This window comes from Tistrella sp. (assembly GCF_002684955.1).
Classification (GTDB): domain Bacteria; phylum Pseudomonadota; class Alphaproteobacteria; order Tistrellales; family Tistrellaceae; genus Tistrella; species Tistrella mobilis.
In genome coordinates this window covers 77655-98481 of the sequence record NZ_NYWI01000040.1, presented here as the reverse complement: position 1 = coordinate 98481, position 20827 = coordinate 77655, and the positions used below count along the sequence as shown (strand labels likewise).

The 20827-nt window shown below is 65.7% G+C and carries 23 protein-coding genes, 1 tRNA gene and 1 pseudogene; 14 read left to right on the top strand and 11 right to left on the bottom strand.

Annotation, left to right across the window (positions count from 1 at the left end; translation table 11 throughout):
* Positions 1–43: 43 nt before the first annotated feature.
* The 5 genes from hutU to CMO28_RS14530 form a co-directional block, all read right to left on the bottom strand.
* Positions 44–1717, bottom strand: a complete 1674-nt coding sequence (hutU, locus tag CMO28_RS14550) for a urocanate hydratase (RefSeq protein WP_296714653.1) — start codon at positions 1715–1717, stop codon at positions 44–46.
* A 74-nt stretch (positions 1718–1791) separates the two neighbouring features.
* Positions 1792–3354, bottom strand: a complete 1563-nt coding sequence (locus tag CMO28_RS14545) for an HAL/PAL/TAL family ammonia-lyase (protein ID WP_296714649.1) — start codon at positions 3352–3354, stop codon at positions 1792–1794.
* Entirely contained in the window at positions 3347–4168 is an 822-nt protein-coding gene (locus tag CMO28_RS14540; RefSeq protein WP_296714647.1) for a quaternary amine ABC transporter ATP-binding protein, read from the bottom strand. Before CMO28_RS14540 ends, CMO28_RS14545 begins: the two co-directional genes overlap by 8 nt.
* The gene (locus tag CMO28_RS14535) at positions 4161–5018 is read right to left on the bottom strand and encodes an ABC transporter permease (protein ID WP_014746467.1); all 858 of its coding nucleotides are present in this window, start codon (positions 5016–5018) and stop codon (positions 4161–4163) included. The genes CMO28_RS14540 and CMO28_RS14535 overlap by 8 nt, the downstream gene beginning before the upstream one ends.
* A 117-nt stretch (positions 5019–5135) precedes the next feature.
* Positions 5136–6140 carry an ABC transporter substrate-binding protein gene (locus CMO28_RS14530; RefSeq protein ID WP_322111363.1) on the bottom strand — a complete coding sequence of 335 codons (1005 nt, stop codon included), beginning with the start codon at positions 6138–6140 and terminating at the stop codon, positions 5136–5138.
* 295 nt (positions 6141–6435) lie between these two features.
* Between CMO28_RS14530 and hutC the strand changes: the two genes are divergently transcribed.
* Entirely contained in the window at positions 6436–7194 is a 759-nt protein-coding gene (gene hutC / locus CMO28_RS14525; RefSeq protein ID WP_296714643.1) for a histidine utilization repressor, read from the top strand.
* Between the two features lie 65 nt (positions 7195–7259).
* Here the strand turns inward: hutC and CMO28_RS14520 are convergent, their stop codons facing one another.
* Positions 7260–8465 carry a methionine gamma-lyase gene (locus tag CMO28_RS14520; protein WP_296714640.1) on the bottom strand — a complete coding sequence of 402 codons (1206 nt, stop codon included), beginning with the start codon at positions 8463–8465 and terminating at the stop codon, positions 7260–7262.
* A 117-nt stretch (positions 8466–8582) separates the two neighbouring features.
* Between CMO28_RS14520 and CMO28_RS14515 the strand changes: the two genes are divergently transcribed.
* The 8 genes from CMO28_RS14515 to CMO28_RS14480 all read left to right on the top strand — a co-directional run bounded on the left by CMO28_RS14515 (position 8583) and on the right by CMO28_RS14480 (position 14321).
* Positions 8583–9044 (top strand): Lrp/AsnC family transcriptional regulator, encoded by a 462-nt coding sequence (locus CMO28_RS14515; protein WP_296714638.1) that lies wholly within the window; start codon positions 8583–8585, stop codon positions 9042–9044.
* Positions 9045–9210: 166 nt separating this feature from the next.
* Positions 9211–9945 (top strand): Crp/Fnr family transcriptional regulator, encoded by a 735-nt coding sequence (locus tag CMO28_RS14510; protein ID WP_322111362.1) that lies wholly within the window; start codon positions 9211–9213, stop codon positions 9943–9945.
* A gap of 211 nt (positions 9946–10156) precedes the next feature.
* Positions 10157–10471 carry a hypothetical protein gene (locus tag CMO28_RS14505; protein WP_296714632.1) on the top strand — a complete coding sequence of 105 codons (315 nt, stop codon included), beginning with the start codon at positions 10157–10159 and terminating at the stop codon, positions 10469–10471.
* A complete protein-coding gene (locus tag CMO28_RS14500) occupies positions 10468–10812 on the top strand; it encodes a hypothetical protein (protein WP_296714630.1) in 345 nt (114 codons plus the stop codon). Before CMO28_RS14505 ends, CMO28_RS14500 begins: the two co-directional genes overlap by 4 nt.
* A 229-nt stretch (positions 10813–11041) precedes the next feature.
* Positions 11042–11884 carry a transglutaminase-like domain-containing protein gene (locus CMO28_RS14495; RefSeq protein ID WP_296714627.1) on the top strand — a complete coding sequence of 281 codons (843 nt, stop codon included), beginning with the start codon at positions 11042–11044 and terminating at the stop codon, positions 11882–11884.
* A gap of 16 nt (positions 11885–11900) precedes the next feature.
* Positions 11901–12332 carry a hypothetical protein gene (locus CMO28_RS14490; protein WP_296714625.1) on the top strand — a complete coding sequence of 144 codons (432 nt, stop codon included), beginning with the start codon at positions 11901–11903 and terminating at the stop codon, positions 12330–12332.
* Between the two features lie 13 nt (positions 12333–12345).
* Positions 12346–13239: a transglutaminase family protein gene (locus CMO28_RS14485; RefSeq protein WP_296714623.1), complete on the top strand. Its 894-nt coding sequence runs from the start codon at positions 12346–12348 to the stop codon at positions 13237–13239.
* Positions 13149–14321 (top strand): NAD(P)-dependent oxidoreductase, encoded by a 1173-nt coding sequence (locus tag CMO28_RS14480; protein WP_323755097.1) that lies wholly within the window; start codon positions 13149–13151, stop codon positions 14319–14321. Before CMO28_RS14485 ends, CMO28_RS14480 begins: the two co-directional genes overlap by 91 nt.
* Here the strand turns inward: CMO28_RS14480 and CMO28_RS14475 are convergent.
* Complete coding sequence (locus CMO28_RS14475; RefSeq protein WP_322111361.1) at positions 14273–15058, bottom strand: AraC family transcriptional regulator; 786 nt, start codon at positions 15056–15058, stop codon at positions 14273–14275. The two genes, CMO28_RS14480 and CMO28_RS14475, sit on opposite strands and share 49 nt — an antisense overlap.
* Positions 15059–15195: 137 nt before the next feature.
* On the opposite strand from CMO28_RS14475, the gene CMO28_RS14470 reads away from it, so the two are divergent.
* Entirely contained in the window at positions 15196–15837 is a 642-nt protein-coding gene (locus CMO28_RS14470) for a LysE family translocator (protein WP_296714618.1), read from the top strand.
* A 10-nt stretch (positions 15838–15847) separates the two neighbouring features.
* On the opposite strand, the gene CMO28_RS14465 is transcribed toward CMO28_RS14470, so the two are convergent.
* From CMO28_RS14465 to CMO28_RS14455, 3 genes are all read right to left on the bottom strand, one after another.
* Positions 15848–16147: a type II toxin-antitoxin system RelE/ParE family toxin gene (locus CMO28_RS14465; RefSeq protein WP_296714616.1), complete on the bottom strand. Its 300-nt coding sequence runs from the start codon at positions 16145–16147 to the stop codon at positions 15848–15850.
* Positions 16137–16400 (bottom strand): type II toxin-antitoxin system ParD family antitoxin, encoded by a 264-nt coding sequence (locus CMO28_RS14460; RefSeq protein ID WP_296714614.1) that lies wholly within the window; start codon positions 16398–16400, stop codon positions 16137–16139. The genes CMO28_RS14465 and CMO28_RS14460 overlap by 11 nt, the downstream gene beginning before the upstream one ends.
* A gap of 75 nt (positions 16401–16475) precedes the next feature.
* On the bottom strand, positions 16476–17021 hold the full coding sequence (locus CMO28_RS14455) for a cysteine hydrolase family protein (protein WP_296714613.1): 546 nt from the start codon (positions 17019–17021) through the stop codon (positions 16476–16478).
* 121 nt (positions 17022–17142) lie between these two features.
* On the opposite strand from CMO28_RS14455, the gene CMO28_RS14450 reads away from it, so the two are divergent.
* A complete protein-coding gene (locus CMO28_RS14450; RefSeq protein WP_296714611.1) occupies positions 17143–18129 on the top strand; it encodes a GlxA family transcriptional regulator in 987 nt (328 codons plus the stop codon).
* 35 nt (positions 18130–18164) lie between these two features.
* Here the strand turns inward: CMO28_RS14450 and CMO28_RS14445 are convergent.
* A tRNA-Leu gene (locus CMO28_RS14445) sits at positions 18165–18249 on the bottom strand.
* Positions 18250–18665: 416 nt separating this feature from the next.
* Between CMO28_RS14445 and rplU the strand changes: the two genes are divergently transcribed.
* From rplU to obgE, 3 genes and pseudogenes are all read left to right on the top strand, one after another.
* Positions 18666–18974: a 50S ribosomal protein L21 gene (rplU, locus tag CMO28_RS14440; protein WP_014746480.1), complete on the top strand. Its 309-nt coding sequence runs from the start codon at positions 18666–18668 to the stop codon at positions 18972–18974.
* Between the two features lie 113 nt (positions 18975–19087).
* The gene (gene rpmA, locus CMO28_RS14435; RefSeq protein ID WP_014746481.1) at positions 19088–19348 is read left to right on the top strand and encodes a 50S ribosomal protein L27; all 261 of its coding nucleotides are present in this window, start codon (positions 19088–19090) and stop codon (positions 19346–19348) included.
* A gap of 207 nt (positions 19349–19555) precedes the next feature.
* Positions 19556–20569, top strand: a pseudogene (obgE, locus tag CMO28_RS14430) (GTPase ObgE); the annotation flags it as partial.
* Positions 20570–20827: the final 258 nt, after the last annotated feature.

Genomic DNA, 20827 nt, shown 5'->3' with positions numbered 1-20827 from the left:
CCATGACCGTTCCTCCGTCTTGCCCGGCCGCCGGCGGCCGGTCTCAGTTCCCCAGGATCGCGGGCAGACGCAGCCCCTGTTCGCGGGCGCAGTCGAGCGCGATGTCATAGCCGGCATCGGCATGGCGCATCACGCCGGTCGCAGGGTCGTTCCACAGAACCCGCTCCACCCGGCGCGCAGCATCCTCGGTGCCGTCACAGACGACGACCATACCCGAATGCTGCGAAAAGCCCATACCCACGCCGCCACCATGATGGAGGCTGACCCAGGTGGCGCCGCTCGCGCAGTTGAGCAGGGCGTTCAGCAGCGGCCAGTCCGACACCGCATCCGAGCCGTCCTTCATCGCCTCGGTCTCGCGGTTGGGGCTGGCGACCGACCCCGAATCCAGATGGTCGCGGCCGATCACCACCGGTGCCTTCAGCTCGCCCTTCGCGACCATCTCGTTGAAGGCGAGACCAAGGCGGTGACGATCGCCCAGGCCGACCCAGCAGATCCGCGCCGGCAGGCCCTGGAAGGAGATCCGTTCCCGCGCCATGTCCAGCCAGCGGTGGAGATGCGCGTTGTCGGGCAGCAGTTCCTTCACCTTGGCATCGGTCTTGTAGATGTCTTCCGGATCCCCGGAGAGCGCTGCCCAGCGGAACGGGCCGACGCCGCGGCAGAAGAGCGGGCGGATATAGGCCGGCACGAAGCCCGGGAAGGCGAAGGCGTTTTCCAGCCCCTCATCCTTCGCGACCTGGCGGATGTTGTTGCCATAGTCGAGGGTCGGCACGCCCTGGTTCCAGAAGTCGAGCATCGCCTGGACATGGACCTTCATCGAGGCCCGTGCCGCCGCTTCCACCGCCTTGGGATCGCTTTCTCGCTTCGCCCGCCATTCGGCGATGTTCCAGCCGATCGGCAGATAGCCGTTGATCGGATCATGGGCCGAGGTCTGGTCGGTGACGATATCGGGGCGGACGCCGCGGCGGACCAGTTCGGGCAGAATCTCGGCGGCATTGCCGAGCAGACCGACCGATTTCGCCTCGCCGGCCTCGGTCCAGACCCGGATCATCTCCAGCGCTTCGTCGAGCGATTCCGTCTTCGCATCCAGATAGCGGGTGCGGAGGCGGAAATCGATCGAGTCGGGGTTGCACTCCACCGCCAGGCAACAGGCGCCGGCCATCACCGCCGCCAGCGGCTGGGCGCCGCCCATGCCGCCGAGCCCGCCGGTCAGGATCCAGCGGCCCTTCAGATTGCCGTCATAATGCTGGCGGCCGGCCTCGACGAAGGTCTCGTAGGTGCCCTGAACTATGCCCTGGGTGCCGATATAGATCCAGGATCCGGCGGTCATCTGGCCGTACATGGCCAGGCCCTTGCGGTCCAGCTCGTTGAAATGGTCCCAGGTCGCCCAATGCGGCACCAGGTTGGAATTGGCGATCAGCACCCGGGGCGCGTCCTTGTGGGTGCGGAACACGCCCACCGGCTTGCCTGACTGAACCAGCAGGGTTTCGTCATCCGAAAGCGTGCGCAGCGTGGTCGCGATCCGGTCGAAATCTTCCCAGGTGCGGGCGGCGCGGCCGATGCCGCCATAGACCACCAGCTCGTTGGGGTTCTCGGCGACGTCCGGATCGAGGTTGTTCATCAGCATGCGGAGCGGGGCCTCGGTCAGCCAGCTCCGGGCGCTGATCTCAGGTCCGCGCGGCGCCCTGATCTCGCGGATGTTGTGGCGCGGATTGCTCATCGGATGTGCTCCTCGGGCGAAGTGTAGGCCGGGTCGGTCTGGGGGCGGCAGGGGCTGAAAGGCGGACATCGCCGTCAGGGACGGGTGGTCCTGAGGATGGTATGCAGGGCGGCGAAATCGCCGTTGAGCGGCCGGTCGTCGGCATAGGGGGCCACGCGCGCCCGGATGCGGCGATAGAGCGCGTCGGTGCGCGGCGCCCGGGCGAGGGCCGGGGGTTGCAGATCATAGGCCTGGGCTGCGGCCAGCAGCTCGATCGCCAGGATGCGCTCAAGATTGTCGAGCACCGCCAGCGCCTTGCCCGCGGCCGGGGTGGCATGGGTCAGGATGTCTTCCTGAAGCGCCGAGGTGATGCCACCATCCAGGCTGGCCGGGGCGGCGAGCCGCCGGCATTCGGCAGCCAGCGCCGCGGCGGTGTACTGGGCGATCATGAAGCCCGAACATACCCCGCTGTCGCCGGCCAGAAAGGCCGGCAGCCGGCTGACCAGCGGGTTGACCAGCCGGTCGACCCGGCGTTCCGAAATCGCGGCAAGCTCTGCCGCCGCCACCGCCAGCCCGTCCATGGCAAGACCCAGCGCCGCACCCACGGCATGCGCCTGGGAATGCACCTCGGGTGCCTCGGGTGTGCCCGACACCGCCGGGTTGTCGGTGACGCTGGCAAGCTCCCGATCGACCACCACCGCCAGCTGCTCCACCTGGTCGCGCACCGCACCATGGATCTGGGGGACGGCGCGCAGGCTGAGCGGATCCTGGGTGCGGCTGCCGGCGGCGGCGGCCAGCAGCTCGCTGCCGGCAAGCCAGGCATCGAGCCTGGCGCCGACGGTCTGCAGGCCCGGGGAGGTGCGCAGCGCCAGCGGTGCCGGCGCGAAGGCCCCCGCCTGGGCGCCCAGATTCTCGTAAGCCAGCGTCGCCGCGGCATCCGCCCAGTCCATCGCCCGGTCCATGCGGGAGAGCGCCAGACAGGCGAGGCCGGTGGCACAGGGTGTGCCGTTGACCAGGCTGAGACCTTCCTTGGCCTCCAGCACCAGCGGCTCCAGCCCGATCCTGGCCAGCGCCTCGCGGCCGGTCAGCAGCTCGGCCCCCTGGCGGGCCGTGCCATGGCCGATCAGCACCAGCCCGATCTGGGCCGCATGGGTCAGATAGCCGACCGAGCCGCGCGACGGGATCACCGGCAGGATGTTGGCATTGAGCAGCGCCAGCAGTGCCGCGACCGTCTGCGGCCGCACGCCCGAGTAACCATGGGCGAAATTGGCGATCTGGGCCGCCATGATCGCCCGGGTCTCGGCCTCACCCAAAGGTTCGCCCACGCCGCAGGCATGGCTGAACAGGATGTTGCGCGACAGGCTCTGCTGGCCGGAGCGGTCGATGATCACGTCGCAGAGCGCGCCGACACCGGTGTTGATGCCATAGCCGCGGATGCCGCGGTCGACAAGGGCGTCGACCACCCGGCGCGCCGCCTCGATCCGCGCCCAGGCGGCAGGCGACAGCTCCAGCCCGGCCCCTTCGGCAATGGAGGCGAGATCGCGCCAGCCGAGGACGCGGTCGAGGATGATGCGGTTCGCCTGCACGAGCGCCTCCGCGGTCACGTCCCCCGAAAGAAAGCCGTCCGGCGCGGCCGGATCCTGCATGGGATCAGTCATGTCCACCTCCGGTCCGGCGCTGGACGAAACGGGCGACATAGTCGTTGGCGGGATTAGACAGGATCTCGTCGGGGCTGCCGACCTGGACCAGGCGGCCATCCTTCAGAATCGCGATCTCAGAACCGATGCGCAGCGCCTCGTCCAGATCATGGGTGATGAAGACGATGGTCTTGGCGAGATTCTGCTGCAGCTGAAGCAGCTGGTCCTGCATGTCGGTGCGGATCAGCGGATCCAGCGCCGAGAAGGCCTCGTCCATCAGGATCACGTCGGTATCGGCGGCCAGCGCCCGGGCAAGGCCGACGCGCTGCTTCATGCCGCCCGACAGCTGGTGCGGATATTTGTCTTCATAGCCCGAGAGACCGACCGCCTCGATCCACTGCATGCCGATCGGCCGGGCCTCGGCGCGCGACAAGCCGCGCACCCGCTGGCCATAGACGACGTTCTGCAGCACGGTGCGATGCGGCATCAGCCCGAAGCTCTGGAACACCATGCTGACCCGGTGGGTGCGGAAATCCCTGAGCGCCTTCGCCCCCAGATCCAGGATGTTGCGGCCGTCGAAGCGGACCTCGCCGGCGGTGGGCTCGATCAGCCGGTTGATGTGGCGGACCAGCGTCGACTTGCCCGAGCCCGACAGCCCCATGATCACGAAGATCCGGCCGGCACCGATCGTCAGGCTGACATCGTCGAGGCCGACGCTGCAGCCGGTGCGGGCCAGCACCTCGGCCTTGTCGAGCCCGTCCTTCGCAAGCCGGAGCGCGGTGCCGGTATCGCGGCCGAAGATCTTGTAGACATTGCGGATCTCGATCTCAGCCATGACGGGCGTCCTCGTTGCGCGGCCGGCCGAAGCCCTGGGTGATGCGGTCGAGCACGATGGCCAGGATCACGATGCCGAGCCCGGCTTCCAGCCCCTTGCCGACATCGAGCGTCTGGATGCCGTTCAGCACCTGCTCGCCCAGGCCGCGGGCACCGATCATCGAGGCGACCACCACCATCGACAGGGCCATCATGATCGTCTGGTTGAGGCCGGCCATGATGGTCGGCGTGGCCAGCGGCAGTTCCACCCCGAACAGGATCTGGCGCGGGCTGCCGCCGAAGGCCTGCGCCGCTTCGATCACCTCGCGGTCGACCTGACGGATGCCCAGATCGGTGAGGCGGATCAGCGGCGGCACGGCATAGATGATCGTGGCCAACACGGCCGGTACCTTGCCCAGGCCGAAAAGCATGATCGCCGGGATCAGATAGACGAAGCTCGGCATGGTCTGCATCACGTCGAGCACCGGCAGGGTGATGCCGCGCATGATCCGGCTTTTGGCGACCCAGATGCCGACGGGGATGCCGATGACCACCGAGACCAGGGTCGCCATCAGCATCAGGGCGAGCGTCTGCATGGTCAGGTCCCAGAGCCCGAGCACGCCCACGACCAGCAGCATCGCGGCGATCATCACCGTCGGTGCGATCCGGCGGGTCGCCTGCCAGGCGAGCCCCGTGAACACCAGGAACACCACCCACCAGGGCAGGCCGCGCAGGATCTGCTCGATGACCAGGATGCCCTGGAGGATGACGTTCGACACGGCCTTGAACACGAAGCCGTAATCGACCACCAGCATCCGGACGAAGTCGTTGATCGGCCCGCGAATGGAGATGTGCAGGGACTCAGGGAACATGGGCTGGCTTCCTTGCCGCGGGTGAAGCGGAGGATGGCGCGGCCCCGCCGCCGGGCGGGGGCCGGCGGCGGACCGTGCGAGAGGCAGGGATGGAGGCTGCGGGCGAGGCGCGGCCCCTTACTTCACCGCCGCCTCCTTCACCGCCGCCTCGATCTTCGCCCGGGCCTCGGCCGGAACCCAGCCGCCCCAGACATCGCCCTTGGTCGCCAGGAAGCGCTTCGCGGCAGCCTCGGCATCGGCCTTTTCGTCGACCATGTAGGCGAGGCTGGCATTCACCTCGGCCAGGGGGAAGGTCGCCTTCTCCAGCATCTCGACGATCTCGGGCGCCGCCTTGGCGAAATCGGCGTTCAGGCCATAGGCGACCTCGACCGCCGGGAAGGCGCAGCCGCGGTCGCGCTTGCCGGTGGCGCTGGTCAGCTCGGTCCAGCAGGCCTCGTCATAGGCCGGTTCCTTCAGCTGGACCAGATCGTACTTGCCCATGATCGCGGTCGGCGTCCAGTAGTAGAACAGGATCGGCTCGCCGCGCAGATAGGCGGCCGAGATCGCCGCATCCAGCGCGGTGCCGGTGCCGGGGCGGAAATTCACATAGTCGTCGGTGAGCTTGTAGGCCTGGAGCTTGGCGGTGTTGACGCCCTCGCAGGTCCAGCCCGAGGGGCAGTTCAGGAAGCGGCCCTTGGACGGCTCCTCCGGGTCGGTGAACAGCTTCACGATCGCCGGATCCTTGAGCTGCTCCACCGTCTCCAGCTTGGGCGCGGTGGGGGCGATGCCGCGGGTGGTGTCGCCCTTGACCATATAGGCCGGGACATACCAGCCCTCGCTGGCGCCGACGAAGGTCTTGCCGACCGAGACCACCTGGCCGGCGGCGGCGGCGTTGTTCCAGACGTCGCTGCGGCCGATCCATTCCTCGGCGAAGATCTGGACGTCGTTATTGGCGGTCGCCTGTTCCAGCGTCACCGAATTGCCGGGGATCGCATCCACGGCGCAGCCATAGCCTTCGGACAGGATGGTCTTCATCACCTCGGTGATGAAGGCACCGCTTTCCCAGTCGATGCCGGCAAAGGTGACGGTCTTGCCGTCCCCGCAATACGAGGCCTGGGCGCTGCCGGTGGAGACCGCGAACACGGCGGCCGTGGTGGCGAGCGCGAGCTTGAGCGTGGTGAAGGTGAAATTCGACACCGTGCGTTCCCTTTATTGCTTGGCGTACCCGGTCAGGATCTTCGGTCGTCGCCTCCTCGCCGGGCCGCACGGACAGGGACCGCCGGGCCGGGGGGGCGCTTTGGCCTGCGCGCCCCCCGTCGTTCCCCGGGGCGCCACAGGCAAGTTGTATATGCAAGATGGCCCATTTCCCGAAGGGACGCAATCCTGTATGGTCGAAAAACATGCAACTTCCCGCATGCACACCATACAGGCAGCCCCCATGACCCAGATCGGCGTCCAGATCGAGGCGACGCGGCCGCCCCCGGCCGGCGAAGACGGGCTGCGCGAGCTGCCGCTTTACGAGCAGCTGAAGGCGCGGATCAAATCGCGCATCGCCAGCGGCGACTGGCCGCCCAATCACCGGGTGCCGTCGGAGAACGAGCTGGTCGAGGAGATGGGGGTGAGCCGGATGACCGCGCATCGCGCCCTCCGCGAGCTGGCGGCGGAAGGCGTGATCCTGCGCATTCAGGGCAAGGGATCCTTCGTGGCGCCCGCCAAGCGCAGCGCACCTTTTCTGGGCGTGCGCAACATCGCCGATGAAATCGCCGAGCGCGGCGCGGCCCACACGGTCGCCATCACCTTGAGCCAGGCGGAAAATTGCGGCCCGGACCTTGCCGACGCGCTGGAGGTGGCGATGGGGGCCGAGGTCTTCCACACCGTGATCGTCCATCGCGAGGACGATGTGCCGATCCAGATCGAGGACCGCTTCGTCAACCCGGCGGTGGCGCCCGACTATCTGGCCCAGAACTTCCGGGGCACCACGCCCAACGCCTATCTGACGGCACTTGCGCCCATCACCCGCACCGAGCAGTCGGTCGAGGCGATCCTGCCCAAGGCCTGGGAATGCCGCCTGCTCGCCATCGCCCGTACCGAGCCCTGTCTGATGGTCCGCCGACGGACCTGGTCGGGCCCCCTTGTGGTGACGGCGGTGCGCCTGCTCTACCCCGGCACCCGCTACCGGCTGGAGAGCAGCTACTGACAAAACAGCTGGCGGCCCCCGGAGGAGCCGCCAGCTTGCCTATACAACCTGAGTGATCCGCAGCCTCAGGCGCTCTGCTGCCGCAGCGCCGGCCGTGGCAGGGCCTGCTCCAGATCCTCCAGCAGGTCCTCAGGATCCTCCAGGCCCACCGAAAGCCGGATCAGCCCGTCGGAAATGCCATAGGCGGCCCGTTCCTCGGGCGTGTAGGTCGAATGGGTCATCGAGGCCGGGTGCTGGATCAGGCTTTCGGCATCGCCCAGCGACACCGCCCGGCCGATCAGCCCCAGCCGGTTCATGGTCTCGCGCCCGGCCGCAAGCCCGCCGGTCAGTTCGAAGGCGATCATCCCGCCCGGCAGCGCCATCTGGCGCCGGGCCAGATCGTGCTGCGGGAAATCCGCCAGTCCCGGATACCAGACCGACGCCACGGCCGGATGGGCATTCAGCATCTGCGCCACCGCAAGCGCGCTCGCCGAATGGCGCTCCATACGCAGCGACAGGGTCTTGAGCCCGCGCAGGATCAGCATGGCGTTGAACGGCGCCATCACCGCGCCGGTCATGTCCTTCAGCCCCTCCAGCCGGATCCGGCCGATGGTTTCGGCATCGCCGACCACCAGCCCCGCCACCAGATCGCCATGGCCGCCCAGATATTTGGTCGCCGAATGCACCACCAGATCGGCGCCAAGCTCGATCGGCCGGGTGAGACGGGGCGTGGCATAGGTGTTGTCGACCACGGTCACGGCGCCGGCGGCACGAGCGATTTCCGACACGCGGCGGATGTCGACCAGCCGCATGTTGGGATTGGCCGGGGTTTCGAAATACCCCACCCGGGTGCGCGGGCCGACGGCCGCGGCAAGGTTTTCGGGGTCGGTCAGGTCGACATGGGTGATGGTGACGCCGAAACGCGCCAACCCGTGGCGCATGAAGGCGAAGGTACAGCCATAGAGCGTGCGGTCGACGATCACCTCGTCGCCCGGCGAAACCAGGGTCCAGAGCGTGGCGGTGATCGCCCCCATGCCCGAAGCCAGCGCCAACCCCGCCTCCGCCCCTTCCAGATCGGCCATCCGGCGCTCCAGCAGGTCGAGGGTGGGGTTGGAGATGCGGGAATAGACATGGCCGGGGCGGGTGCCGGCAAACATCTCGCCACCCGCCTCGGCGGTCTCGAACACGAAGGTGGAGGTGAGATGAAGCGGCGGGGTCAACGCCCCGTCATTGGCGGCCGGATCATAGCCCGAATGGATGGCACGGGTCGAAAAGCTGCGCGAGGTGGTCATGGGGCGTCTCCCTCTGTCTCTTGAGGCATGATGCACCTTCGCTAAAGGCATTTGATTGCCATCTTCGCCCCTGATTGGCAGGATTCGGGTCATATATGCCAGGAAAGAGGCAGCGCCATGGACGACAAGGACCGGCAGATCGTCCGCATCCTCCAGACCGAGGGGCGGATCACCAATCTGGAGCTGGCCGACCGGGTGGCATTGTCGCCCTCTCCCTGTCTGCGCCGGGTGCGCGCGCTGGAAGAGACCGGCGTCATCCGCGGCTATGGCGCCCGGGTCGATGCCAAGGCCTTCGGGCTCGGCCTCACCGCCTTCGTCCATATCCGCCTGGACCGGCACAACCGGGCGGTGGTGGACGGCTTCGAACGCCGGATCGGCGTGATCGACGAGGTGGTGGAATGCCATCTGGTCACCGGCAAATCCGACTATCTGCTGCGGGCGATGGTGGCCGACCTTGCGGCGTATGAGGATTTCGTCCGCAACCGCCTGCACGATATCGAGGGGATCACCTCGATCGAATCGATCTTCGTCTACAGCTCGGTCAAGGATGCCGGGGCCTGGCCTGATCCCGGTTCATGAAACGATCTTTCAGGGAGATGCCCGCTCATGGCATGGTCGCCATAAACCGAATCGCAGGCAGAAAAACCACACCGCCCCTCCCGATCAGCGGGATAGTTTCAATACTGGAAATCAATCTGTACAATAATCTGGCGTCCTGGATCTGCTTTCGCCTCGGGGGGTCATGATGCATTCAGCCGAAATTACTCCTCTGGCCCGAAAATTGTCCGCCTTCGCCGTGCTGTCGGACCGCGAGCAGGCCGCCCTGAAACACCTCCACAGGCACCAAAGATCCTTTGCGGCCGGTCGTGATCTGGTGCATCAGGGGCAATCCAGGCGGACAGCCTATATCCTTTCAGCCGGCTGGGTGAGTTCATACAAGATTCAACCAGATGGAACCCGTCAGATCGTTGATGTCCAGATACCCGGAGACTTCCTGGGATTACGCAGTGTCCTGCTTCGTACATCGGATCATGCCTTCGAGCCCATCGTGGACATTCGCGCTGCTGAAATTTTGATCGATGACCTGATTGAAATATTTACAAAAAATCCTAGATTAGCAACCGCAATTCTCTGGACCGCTTCACGAGATGAAGCGATGGTTGTCGAACATCTTGTAGGTATTGGAAGGCGAGACGCAGATTCTCGTATGGCACATTTCCTTCTTGAGCTTGGCATGAGACTGGCTCTGGTCCAAATGGGAGATACGTCAGGCTATGACTGCCCGCTGGCTCAGCATCATCTGGCTGACGCACTTGGGCTTAGCACCGTTCATGTAAACCGGACACTGCGGCGCCTCAGAGAAGATGGCCTGGTGACCTTCCGGGATGGGCACGTGACATTCGACAATCGCGAACGGCTTGCAGAGGTGGCGGGCTTCGACCCGGCATATCTTGATCAATCCGGCCCTCTTCTGAAGTAAGAATTATGCAGAATTACGATCTATCGATCTTGATCATAATTCAGAAATAGGGCTCCGCCACAGAAATTCAACATGCGTTAACATAGATCAATACACGAATTTCTATACCCGGCTAAAGATGGTTGGCAGCTTGGGCAGCCCATCTCCTTCCGACGGATGGAGATGGCATCCGACAATGAAAGGCTAGCCCCTCAACATCCGGAGCCAGGACATGAACATACGTTCGTCCAGATCCATAGTCACATATCCATCTCCGTTCACTTTGTCCGGTTACCCGGATGAACTTCCCGCCGGTGCGTATGAGATTCTGGTGGAGGAAGAGCTTCTCCAGGGACTCAGCTTTTCAGCCTATCGAAGGACCGGAGCCTACCTGACAGTCCCCGGCCTGGACGGCCACGGTGGACATTCCGAAATACGCCGCATCAGTGACGCCGACCTGGAACTGGCCCTCACCCTGGATCGGAGGCACAAGGTTGCAGAAAATGACAACGAGGCGGTGCTATTTCCGCCGGAGGATTTGACATGAAAATTCCCGTATGGCTCAAGCCCGGCATCTATGGTGCCATCACGGGCGCAGTCCTCACCGCAGTGGTCGGATTCACCTGGGGAGGCTGGGTCACAGGCAACAACGCCGACAAAATGGCCATGACAATGGCGCATGACGATGTCATCGCAGCCCTGGTCCCGGTTTGTGTCGATATGGCCCGCACCGACCCGAGCCGTGCCGAAAAGCTGGCCACCATCCGGGCTGCTTCGACCTATCAGCGCCGGGACGCCGTGATGGCCGCCGGTTGGGCGACGATGCCCGGAGCGGAAACGCCAGATCGGGACCTTGCCCAAGCCTGCCTGACCGCTCTCGAACTCTAGAGATTTCGCAAAGCCGCATCATCCATCAGGAAAGTGCGCCCCACGCACACCACCCTTCATGAAGGGACTCTAAAGCGTGGGTTCGCAAGCATCTTTCCCCGATCAGGTTGCTTCACCTGATCGGGGTAGGCCTGGATGACGAAATATCTGGCCAGGGTCTTTTAATACCTCCGAGGCTCTGCACCGGTGGTGCATATTTTTAACCGGCGGCATCTGACAGGAGATGGATATGCGCGTAAGTATCGGATGTCGTTTCGTGTACAATTTTCCCCAGCCGACACCCCTGATCGCAATGCTCAATGTCCACTATTCGCGCTTCGGGGATCTGGAGCGCGCGGACTATCTCGCAACATCACCAAGCCTGCTTCTTGAAAGTTACCGGGATATTTTCGGCAACTGGTGCACACGAATGGTGGCACCGGCTGGTGACTTCACCCTGTCGACCGACGGTGTGTTTCGCGACACCGGCCAAACTGATCCGGCATCACCCGATGCAGGTCAGCATGACGTCCAGCATCTTCCAGTGGAAACGCTCGTCTATTTGCGGGGGAGCCGTTATTGCGACACGGATATTCTCTCGAAAGACGCCTGGGGCCTGTTCGGCCACACCAAACCAGGATGGGCTCGGGTTCAGGCCATTTGTGATTTTGTTCACGAGCATATTTCTTTTGACTACATGAAAGCAGATGCAAGTCGCACCGCCTCCAGGACAATGACAGAAGCACATGGCGTTTGCCGTGATTTTGCACACCTCTCCATTTCGTTCGCCCGCTGCCTGAACATCCCCGCTCGTTATTGTACGGGATATCTCAGTCATATCAGTACGCCAGAGCCCGACGCCCCCGGAGACTTCTCGGCATGGATGGAAGTATTTCTGGACGGGCGCTGGTGGGTTTTCGACCCCCGCCATAACGCTCCGCGGAAGGCCAGGATCCTTGTGGCAAGGGGCCGCGACGCAGCGGATGTTCCGTTGGTTCAGACTTTTGGCCCCGCGACATTGACGGATTTTCAGGTCTGGACCCGGGAAGCAGGAAGTAGTCCGGCAGACGCGTCTTCTCATACTCTCCGCTGAAGCAGAGGATTATCAAATGACATTCCTGATCAGGACTACTGTCGTTTTCCTTCGACAGTTTGAACTGCCGCACTTCGCAGAAACCCTGCCGGCTGGCGAATACGATATCGAAGTCCAGCACTCAGAACCTTCCACCATCGAAGCATTCGGACCAGGGCCATCCGTGCTTATCCGCCTTCCTCCAAGACCCTCACATCCCGGCCTCGTGCGCACTCTCACCGTTCCTTTCGCTGCGCTGGAGCGCGCCACGGCAAAAGACAAACTGACTGGCAAGGCTCTCTTGGACTTCGTCCTTGAAGAAATGCTGAACGATCCGATGGTTCGACTGATCATGCACGCTGATGGCGTAGGAGAAGCCGACATCCGAAAGCTATACTCTATCCAGATCAAAAACAAATTTATCGAAAATAAATCAATTAAAATAATCGAAGAGGCAGCTCTTAAATGAAAGGTGATGAAAAATGAAAAGAGATAGCATCAATAAAAAAACTTCCATTATAAATATAATGCACTCTACATCTTACAAATACAATAAAGATGTTACACTTGGCCAGCATCGATTCATGCTACGGCCGCGCGAAACTCGAGAACTCAGGCTGATATCATTTGATCTCAATATTTCACCTGCGGCCCGGATTGACTGGTCGCATGATGTCGCCGGGAACGCCGTCGCCTCCGCGCTCTTCGAAACGCCATCAAAGACACTCACCATCCTGGCCCGAACAACCGTTGAACTCAGTGCACCGGCATGGCCGGTTTTTCCGATCGCCGCCTCTGCCATTCGCTATCCGTTTTTCTATTCCGCAGACGACTGGGAGGATCTAGGCGCCCTGGCCAGACCTCAATATGCCGACACAGCTCAAAGACTCTTGAATTGGGCTGGACGCTTCGTCATGGCGCGGCCGACGGATACGCTGTCCCTGCTCAAAGATCTCAGCAATGGTGTCGCCGCCAACATCGCCTATCAACCACGCGAAACGGAAGGCACTCAGGGGCCGCTCGAAACGCTGGACAGGGGATGGGGGTCATGTCGCGACTTTGCCGTTCTCTTCGCAGAAGCGGCGAGAACACTAGGTTTCGGAGCACGCCTGGTATCCGGATACCTTTATGACCCGACAGGAGATCAGTTGGGATCAACAGCTGCCGGATCCACGCACGCATGGGTAGAAGTCTTTGTCCCCGGGGCCGGCTGGATCTCTTTCGACCCGACCAACAGAGCTGTAGGTTCAGCGAACCTGATCCCGGTTGCAGTGGCGCGTAACATCTGGCAGATCCTACCGGTAACCGGCAGTTTTCACGGCCCGGATGTCGACCGGCCGACCATGGACGTCACCATAGAAGTCGGCGCTCCGTAGCAGGGACAGCCAGCCGTCATAGCATCAATGCCAGGCAACCCCACGCCTCTTCCGGCGCCGCGCTTTTCACAACCCTTCAAGACATCCACCGGGCCCTCCTCCAACTTCTCCCGGGTGACGGCCCCGCAGCGAAGGCCGCTACGGATCGGGAGGACGAGATGACCGAAAACGTCGGATTCATCGGGCTCGGCGTGATGGGCCAGCCGATGGCGCTCAACCTGGCGCGCGCCGGCACGCCGCTGGTGGTGTGGAACCGCACACGAGAGAAATGCGACGCCCTGGCCGCGGCCGGCGCCGAGGTGGCGGCAAGCCCGGACGAGGTCTTTCGCCGCGCCGATGTCGTCATCCTGATGATGATCGACGAGGCCTCGACCGATCTGGTTCTGGGCCGCAGCGTCGCGCGCTTCCGGACCAATGTCGCGGGCCATGTGATCGTCAACATGGGCACGCTGCCCGCCGATTATTCCAGTGCCCTTGCCGCCGAGATCCGCACCGCCGGCGGGCGTTATGTCGAGGCGCCGGTCTCCGGCTCCCGTGCGCCGGCCGAGGCCGGGCAGCTGGTCGCCATGCTGGCCGGCGCGCCCGAAGACGTGGCGCGGGTCGAGCCGCTGCTGGCGCCGATGTGCCGCCAGACCGTCGCCTGCGGCGCCGTGCCCCGGGCGCTGCAGATGAAGCTGGCGGTCAACCTGTTCCTGATCACCATGGTCACCGGGCTGACCGAAGCCTTCCATTTCGCCGAAGGCCATGGGCTCGATCTCGACCGCTTCGTCGAGGTGCTGGATGCCGGCCCGATGGCAAGTGCGGTGTCGCGGATGAAGCTCGCCAAGCTGCGGGCCGGCGATTACGGCGTTCAGGCCTCGATTCCGGATGTGTTCAAGAATGCGCGGCTGGTGGCGGAAGCGGCGCGGGCGGCCGAGATCGCCTCGCCGGTTCTCGACATCTGCCACAGCCTGTTCGGCGAAACGCTCGCCGCCGGCCATGACGGCCTCGACATGGCGGCGGTGGTGAAGGCGATCCAGGCCCGGACGGCGGCTCAGCGCGCCGCGACCGCCCCGGCCCAGCGGGCAGGGGTCAGGCCATAGCCGCGCTTGAAGGCGCGGCTCATATGGCTCTGATCCGCGAAACCCGCGTCCAGTGCCGCTTCCGACAGCGCCATGCCCCGCCGCATCGCCGCCCGGGCGAGGTCCAGCTGCCGCATGGTGCGATAGCGGCTGGGGCTGGTGCCGAAGGCGCGCCGGAACTGGCGGGCCAGCGTCCAGCGATCCAGGCCCGAAACGGCTTCCAGGGCGGCGGCGGTATGGCGGGTGGCGGGATCGTCGGCGATCAGCCGGCGCACCCGCTCCAGCGCCGCGACCGGCAGCCGGCCGCCCGGGGCCGATTGCGGGATCGACCGATCCAGCCGGCCCAGCATATCCGCCAGCCCGCCGACCAGTTCGGCGCTCTCGATGTCTCCGAGCGGCGTATCCAGATCGGCAAGCCCATGCAACAGCACCGGATCGATCGCCGTCGCGCCCACCACCGGATCGGCGACGAAAGGCAGCGGCCGACCGTCCAGCGCCGCCAGGATCAGCGCCGGGTCGACATAGAGGATGCGATAGCCGAAGCCGCCGGGCGTACCGGCGGCACCGTCATGAAGCTCGTCCGGGTGAAGCACATGCATCTGCCCGGCAAGGCAGGCCCGGCGGGCACCGCGATAGCGGAAGCTCTGCACGCCATGGGTGGTGATGCCGATCGCGTAAGTATCGTGGCGATGGGGGGCGAAGGCCCGGCCGTCGAAGGCCGCGGCCAGCCGCTCGACGCCCGGCGCGCCTGCGCCCATGCGCAGCCGGACCCCCGCCTCGGCGGCGGGGGCCGTCTCCAGCCCCGGCAGCGGGGCCTCTGGTCCAGGGTTGGCAGATAGGTCAGTCATACTGCCACACTACCCCCGTCTTCGTTCAGCGTACAGGAGCCGGATCGATGGCCGCTCTCTCCAGCCTCGCCCTGCCCGGGCCTGCCGCCCTGCCCGAGCTTGCCGCCCTGCCCGAGCTTGCAGGTTTTGCCGCCGCAAGCCTCGCGATCACCTTCAGCCCGGGCCCCAGCACCATCGCCATGACGGCAACCGGCAGCGCCTTCGGCCTGGCCCGGGCCCTGCCCTATGCCCTGGGCAGCGCGCTCGGGACGATCTCGGTCATGGCGGCGGTCGCCGCCGGCCTCGCCTCGCTGCTGCTGGCGGAGCCGGCGGTGGCGACCGTCCTGCTGATCATATCGGCCGGCTATATCCTGTACCTGGCCCTGCGCATCGCCACCGCCCCGCCCCCCGGCGTACCCCAGGCCGGCAGCCGCCCGCCGGGGCCGGCCGGCGGGGTGGTGCTGGCGGTCACCAACCCCAAGGCCTGGCTGGCCTTCGCCGCCCTCTTCGCCGGCACCGGCACCACGCCGGGTGAGATCGGGCCGCGGATCCTGATCCTGGCGGCCTCGATCGCCGCCAGCCATGTCGTCTGGCTGCTGCTCGGCGCCGGCTTCGCCCGCCTGCTCCGCCGGCCGCGGGTGTCGCGGGCGGTCAATCTGGTGCTGGCGGTTCTGCTGGTGGGATCGATGGTGGTGGCGGTCAGGGGGTGAGGGTGGGGACTCAGAGGTCTGCGAGAAGACGCTCGATATCCTGCCGCCCGTGGAGGAGGCGCAGAACGAACACGTTCCCGTCCGGCCGTCGCGTATAGACGATCACATGACGGCGATAGCCCAGCATACGGACCAGCGGCCTGAATTCGGGGCGGACCCGCCCCATTTCCGGATGCTCCCCGATCAAGAGCAGCAGGCGCGAAAGGCCCGCCTGATAGTCTTCAGCCTGACGGACGCCGAATTGAGCCATTCCGTAGGCGTAAGCAGCGAGGATATCTTCTACCGCAGCACGCGAAAGCTCATAGCCCATTGTCTGCCGACAAAGCAGCCCGCCGCCGAGCTTCCGTCAGCACGTCCTGCATGGACAGGCCGCTGCTGCCGCTCGCCAAGCCCTCGTCTATCAGGCGCTGGATGTCGGCAAGTGCGGCCCTCCGGTCCTGATCCCGCCGGATGAGGTCTCTTATATAGTCGCTGGCGTTTCCATAACGCCCGCTCTCGACCTGTCCTTCCACCCAGATCTTCATCTGGTCGGTGACCGACACATTCATAGTCGCCATGGTCATCCCCCTCAGTCCAGAAAGATTTTGGCATAGATTGCCAAAAGCTGCCACTGACTAAGGGGGACAGACCGGTTTCGGTCAGCCTGCCAGCTCGCCGGTCGCCACGACATTGGCATAGGCAAAGCCCAACGCCGCCATGAAGGCCGCATGGACCTGGGCGGCCGGGACCGTCACGCCGCCGAATTCCTGGTCGCGGGTGGCGCAGGCATCGTGGGCGACCGTGACCTCGAAGCCCAGATCGCGGGCGGCGCGGGCGCCGGCATCGATGCACATATGGCTCATGGCGCCGGCGATCACGACCTGGTCCACGCCCATCTCGCGCAGCAGCACATCGAGTCTGGTCTCGCGGAAGGCGTTGGGGAAGTGCTTCAGCACCACCGGCTCGCCCTCTGCCGGGCTGACGCTGTCATGGATGCGCGCACCGTCGGAGCCTGCCGCGAAAAAGGGGGCGCCCTCACCGGCAAATTCGTGGCGGACATGGACCACCGGTTCCCCCGCCGCGCGGAAGGTGGCGATCAGCCGGGCGACATTGGCCGCCGCGGCCTCGATGCCGACCAGCGGCCAGCGGCCGCCCGGGAAATAATCGTTCTGGACGTCGATCACGACGAGGGCGCGCTTGGCCATGATGGCTGCCTCCTGACAGGGGGTTCCGCCCGGGTGCGCCCGGGCAGTGATGGACAGGCTAGCCGGACCCGGGCAGGCTGTGGATTGGCGGAACCGACATTCAGAGAGGCGAATCCGACAAATGGCCGAGACCCCGCCGGGGCTGATCGAAATCGGCCTGCTGCTCTATCCCGAGGTCCAGCAGGCGGCGATTCACGGGCTCGGCGATCTGATCCTGATCGCCGACCGGCTGCGCGCAGAAGACCAGACCGCGGGGCCGGCGCTCCGCCTCAGCCATTGGCAGGCCGATGCGGCAGGCGCGGTGCAGCGGGTCTTCGACAGCCATCCCGGCCACCCCGGCCGGCCAGCGGCCCTGATCCTGCCCCCCAGCCTGGCGGCGCCAATCACGCCCGAGGCCGCAGCGCCGATCGCCCGCTGGTTGAGGGCGCGCCATGGCGAGGGTGCCGTGCTGTGCTCGGTCTGCGCCGGCGCCTTCGTGCTGGCCGAAACCGGACTGCTCGACGGCCGCCCGGCCACCACCCACTGGAATTATCACGACCGCTTCGCCAGCCGCTTCCCGGCCATCCGGGTCGATACCGCCCGGCTGCTGATCGACGACGGCGATCTGATGACCGCGGGCGGGGTGATGTCGTGGACCGATCTGGGTCTGGCGCTGATCGCCCGCCTGCTGGGGCCGGCCCTGATGGTGCGCACCGCCCGCTTCCTGCTGATCGACCCGCCCGGCCGCGAACAGCGCGCCTACAGCCTGTTCGTGCCGCGGCTGGACCATGGCGATGCGGCGATCCTGAAGGTCCAGCACTGGCTGCAGGCAACGGGCGCGCGCGAGGTGCGGCTGCCCGATCTGGCGGCACGGGCAGGGCTGGAGGAACGCACCTTCCTGCGCCGCTTCCGCAAGGCGACGGGCCTGCGGCCGGTGGAATACTGCCAGCATCTGCGCATCACCCGCGCCCGCGAACGGCTGGAACGAAGCGCCGACACCGTCGACCGCATCGCCTGGGAGGCCGGTTACGAAGACCCGGCATCCTTCCGCAAACTGTTCCAGCGGATCACCGGGCTGACGCCGGCGGCGTATCGGGAGAGGTTCGGGGTGGGCGCCGGGGCCGCCTGACCGGGGCCGCCCGACCCGCGGGCGGCGGCAATTCATGGTGCGAGAGGGGGGACTCGAACCCCCATACCTTTCGGTGGTCGATTTTGAGTCGACTGCGTCTACCGATTCCGCCACTCTCGCGCGCCGGTGCAGCTCGTGCCGCATGAGCATAGCCAAGTGCTGCGGCAATGCAACAGATCCCGAGGATCCGTCACCCCGACGTGCCAACGGAGGTTGCAGGGCGGTTCCGGCGGGTCGGTTATCTGCCCGTCGCTGTTGACAAAGGACGCGCGACACATATAGTCGCGGGGTCCCGGGCAGCGGCGGCGATCTCACAGTCGGCGCCGACCCGGTCGCTTTCGTCCGCAACCCGAGGCGGGACACCCGATGATCGCAGACGGCAGGTCACTGCCCGAGCGGTGCCGGGGAAACCGATCGGCGGGTGACCCGCGGGTGTAACCACTCCAACTGTTCCGCGCCGCGAGCCGGCCGGGCGGACCGCCTGACGGCGGACCACCGGATGGGCGGCGTGATGACGACTATCGGGAAGATCGATCATGTTCGCGGTCATCAAGACGGGCGGCAAGCAGTACAAGGTCGCGGAGAACGACGTCATCGCCGTGGAGACGCTGGGCGTCGAGCCGGGCGCGACGGTCGAGTTCGAGCCGCTGATGGTCGGCACCGCCGATGGCGTGAAGATCGGCGCCCCGGTCGTTGCCGGCGCGAAGGTCACGGCCGAGGTCGTCGACCTGGTCCGCACCCGTCGGGTGCTGATCTTCAAGAAGACCCGGCGCAAGGGCTATCGTCGCCTGAACGGTCATCGTCAGAGCCTGGCGAAGATCCGCGTCACCTCGATTTCGGCCTGATCCCGTCACCGCGGCACTGCGTCCGCGACGGGTTCCAGACCTGACAGCTCTCCCAGCAACTTTCCCCGTTCGCGGCAATCCGGCCCCGGACGGGCATCACGGAGGTCTCCGAGATGGCTCATAAAAAGGCAGGCGGCAGCTCCCGCAACGGTCGCGACAGTGCCGGCCGGCGCCTCGGCGTCAAGAAGTTCGGCGGCGAAGCCGTGATCGCCGGCAACATCCTCATCCGTCAGCGCGGCACCAAGTGGTACCCCGGCCGGAATGTCGGCATGGGCCGCGACCATACCCTGTTCGCCCTGACCGACGGCACCGTGACCTTCAGCCGCGGCCGCGACGACCGGACCATCATTCACGTCGAGCCGGCGCAGGCCTGATCCAGGCCGGCCGCCCGACGCGAGACATGCCGGAACCGACGCGCGCCCGGGCCTTGAGGTCACGGCTGGTCGTCGGTTCCGGAAATGCGACACGAGGGGGATGGCTCGGCCATCCCCCTTGTTTGCGTTCCCGCCCATCCTCATCTTGCAGGCGAACGGCGCTCCCGCCCACCATCGGGACCGTCCGCCCTTCGAAAGTCGCCCCCGGTGAAGTTCCTCGACCAGGCCAAGATCTACGTGCGCGGCGGCGACGGCGGCAATGGCTGCGTCAGTTTCCGGCGAGAGAAGTACATCGAGTTCGGCGGCCCGGACGGGGGCGACGGCGGTGATGGCGGCCGCGTGATCGCGGTTGCGGTCGAGAACCTGAACACATTGATCGACTTCCGCTATCAGCAGCATTTCAAGGCCGGTCGCGGCGTCCACGGCATGGGCCGCAACCGCCACGGCGCCCGCGGTACCGATGTCGAGATCCACCTGCCGGTCGGCACCCAGATCTGGGACGAGCATGGCGAGCGGATGCTGATCGACCTGACCGAGCCGGGCATGCGGGTGCTGATCTGCGACGGCGGCAGCGGCGGCTTCGGCAATGCCCGGTTCAAATCCTCGATCACCCAGGCGCCCCGCCGGGCCAATCCCGGTACCGAGGGCACCGAGCGCTGGCTGTGGCTGCGGCTGAAGGTCATCGCCGATGCCGGGCTGGTCGGCCTGCCCAATGCCGGCAAGTCGACCTTTCTGGCTGGCGTCACCGCCGCACGCCCCAAGATCGCCGACTATCCCTTCACCACGCTGCACCCCAATCTGGGCGTGGTCAGGACCGGCGACGAGGAATTCGTGCTGGCCGACATCCCCGGGCTGATCGAAGGCGCCCATGAAGGCCATGGGCTCGGCGACCGCTTCCTGCGCCATGTCGAGCGCTGCGGCGCGCTGCTCCACCTGCTCGACGTTACCGCCGAGGATCCGGTGAAGGATTACCGGATCGTGCGCGGCGAGCTGGAAGCCTTCGGCCACGGCATCATCGACAAGCCCGAAATCGTGGCGCTGAGCAAGATCGACGCGGTCGACGACGATACCCTGGCGCTGGTGAAGGACTATGTCGAGGAAGAGCTCGGCCGGCCGGTGCTGGCGCTCTCCGGCGTGTCGCGCCGGGGCGTGACCGAGGCGCTGCACGCCCTTCTCCCCCATGTCCATGCGGTGCGCGAGGCCGAACGCGAGGCGCGGGAACGCCAGCGCCGCGAGTTCGGCGTGGCCGAGGATCCCGTCGACGCCTCGGCCCAGAAGCGCGCGCCCCTGCTGCGCCTGCCGCCGCCGGAAGACGCCCCGGCCGAAGGCCGCGCCCGTGCCGGCAGTTCGGATCTCTTCGACGAATACGAAGACCTGGTCGACGGCCTGGAAGCCGATCGCCTGGTCGTCACCGCCTCGGACGACGAGGACTGGGACGATTGGGATGACGAGGACGAGAGCGACGGGGACGAGAGCGAC

Bases quoted from the DNA above. Each gene is read 5' to 3' on its own strand.
- hutU (WP_296714653.1), bottom strand. From the start codon at position 1,717: ATGAGCAATCCGCGCCACAACATCCGCGAGATCAGGGCGCCGCGCGGA.
- CMO28_RS14545 (WP_296714649.1), bottom strand. From the start codon at position 3,354: ATGACTGATCCCATGCAGGATCCGGCCGCGCCGGACGGCTTTCTTTCG.
- CMO28_RS14540 (WP_296714647.1), bottom strand. From the start codon at position 4,168: ATGGCTGAGATCGAGATCCGCAATGTCTACAAGATCTTCGGCCGCGAT.
- CMO28_RS14535 (WP_014746467.1), bottom strand. From the start codon at position 5,018: ATGTTCCCTGAGTCCCTGCACATCTCCATTCGCGGGCCGATCAACGAC.
- hutC (WP_296714643.1), top strand. From the start codon at position 6,436: ATGACCCAGATCGGCGTCCAGATCGAGGCGACGCGGCCGCCCCCGGCC.
- CMO28_RS14520 (WP_296714640.1), bottom strand. From the start codon at position 8,465: ATGACCACCTCGCGCAGCTTTTCGACCCGTGCCATCCATTCGGGCTAT.
- CMO28_RS14515 (WP_296714638.1), top strand. From the start codon at position 8,583: ATGGACGACAAGGACCGGCAGATCGTCCGCATCCTCCAGACCGAGGGG.
- CMO28_RS14510 (WP_322111362.1), top strand. From the start codon at position 9,211: ATGCATTCAGCCGAAATTACTCCTCTGGCCCGAAAATTGTCCGCCTTC.
- CMO28_RS14505 (WP_296714632.1), top strand. From the start codon at position 10,157: ATGAACATACGTTCGTCCAGATCCATAGTCACATATCCATCTCCGTTC.
- CMO28_RS14500 (WP_296714630.1), top strand. From the start codon at position 10,468: ATGAAAATTCCCGTATGGCTCAAGCCCGGCATCTATGGTGCCATCACG.
- CMO28_RS14495 (WP_296714627.1), top strand. From the start codon at position 11,042: ATGCGCGTAAGTATCGGATGTCGTTTCGTGTACAATTTTCCCCAGCCG.
- CMO28_RS14490 (WP_296714625.1), top strand. From the start codon at position 11,901: ATGACATTCCTGATCAGGACTACTGTCGTTTTCCTTCGACAGTTTGAA.
- CMO28_RS14485 (WP_296714623.1), top strand. From the start codon at position 12,346: ATGAAAAGAGATAGCATCAATAAAAAAACTTCCATTATAAATATAATG.
- CMO28_RS14475 (WP_322111361.1), bottom strand. From the start codon at position 15,058: ATGGGCGCAGGCGCGCCGGGCGTCGAGCGGCTGGCCGCGGCCTTCGAC.
- CMO28_RS14470 (WP_296714618.1), top strand. From the start codon at position 15,196: ATGGCCGCTCTCTCCAGCCTCGCCCTGCCCGGGCCTGCCGCCCTGCCC.
- CMO28_RS14465 (WP_296714616.1), bottom strand. From the start codon at position 16,147: ATGGGCTATGAGCTTTCGCGTGCTGCGGTAGAAGATATCCTCGCTGCT.
- CMO28_RS14460 (WP_296714614.1), bottom strand. From the start codon at position 16,400: ATGACCATGGCGACTATGAATGTGTCGGTCACCGACCAGATGAAGATC.
- CMO28_RS14455 (WP_296714613.1), bottom strand. From the start codon at position 17,021: ATGGCCAAGCGCGCCCTCGTCGTGATCGACGTCCAGAACGATTATTTC.
- CMO28_RS14450 (WP_296714611.1), top strand. From the start codon at position 17,143: ATGGCCGAGACCCCGCCGGGGCTGATCGAAATCGGCCTGCTGCTCTAT.
- rplU (WP_014746480.1), top strand. From the start codon at position 18,666: ATGTTCGCGGTCATCAAGACGGGCGGCAAGCAGTACAAGGTCGCGGAG.
- rpmA (WP_014746481.1), top strand. From the start codon at position 19,088: ATGGCTCATAAAAAGGCAGGCGGCAGCTCCCGCAACGGTCGCGACAGT.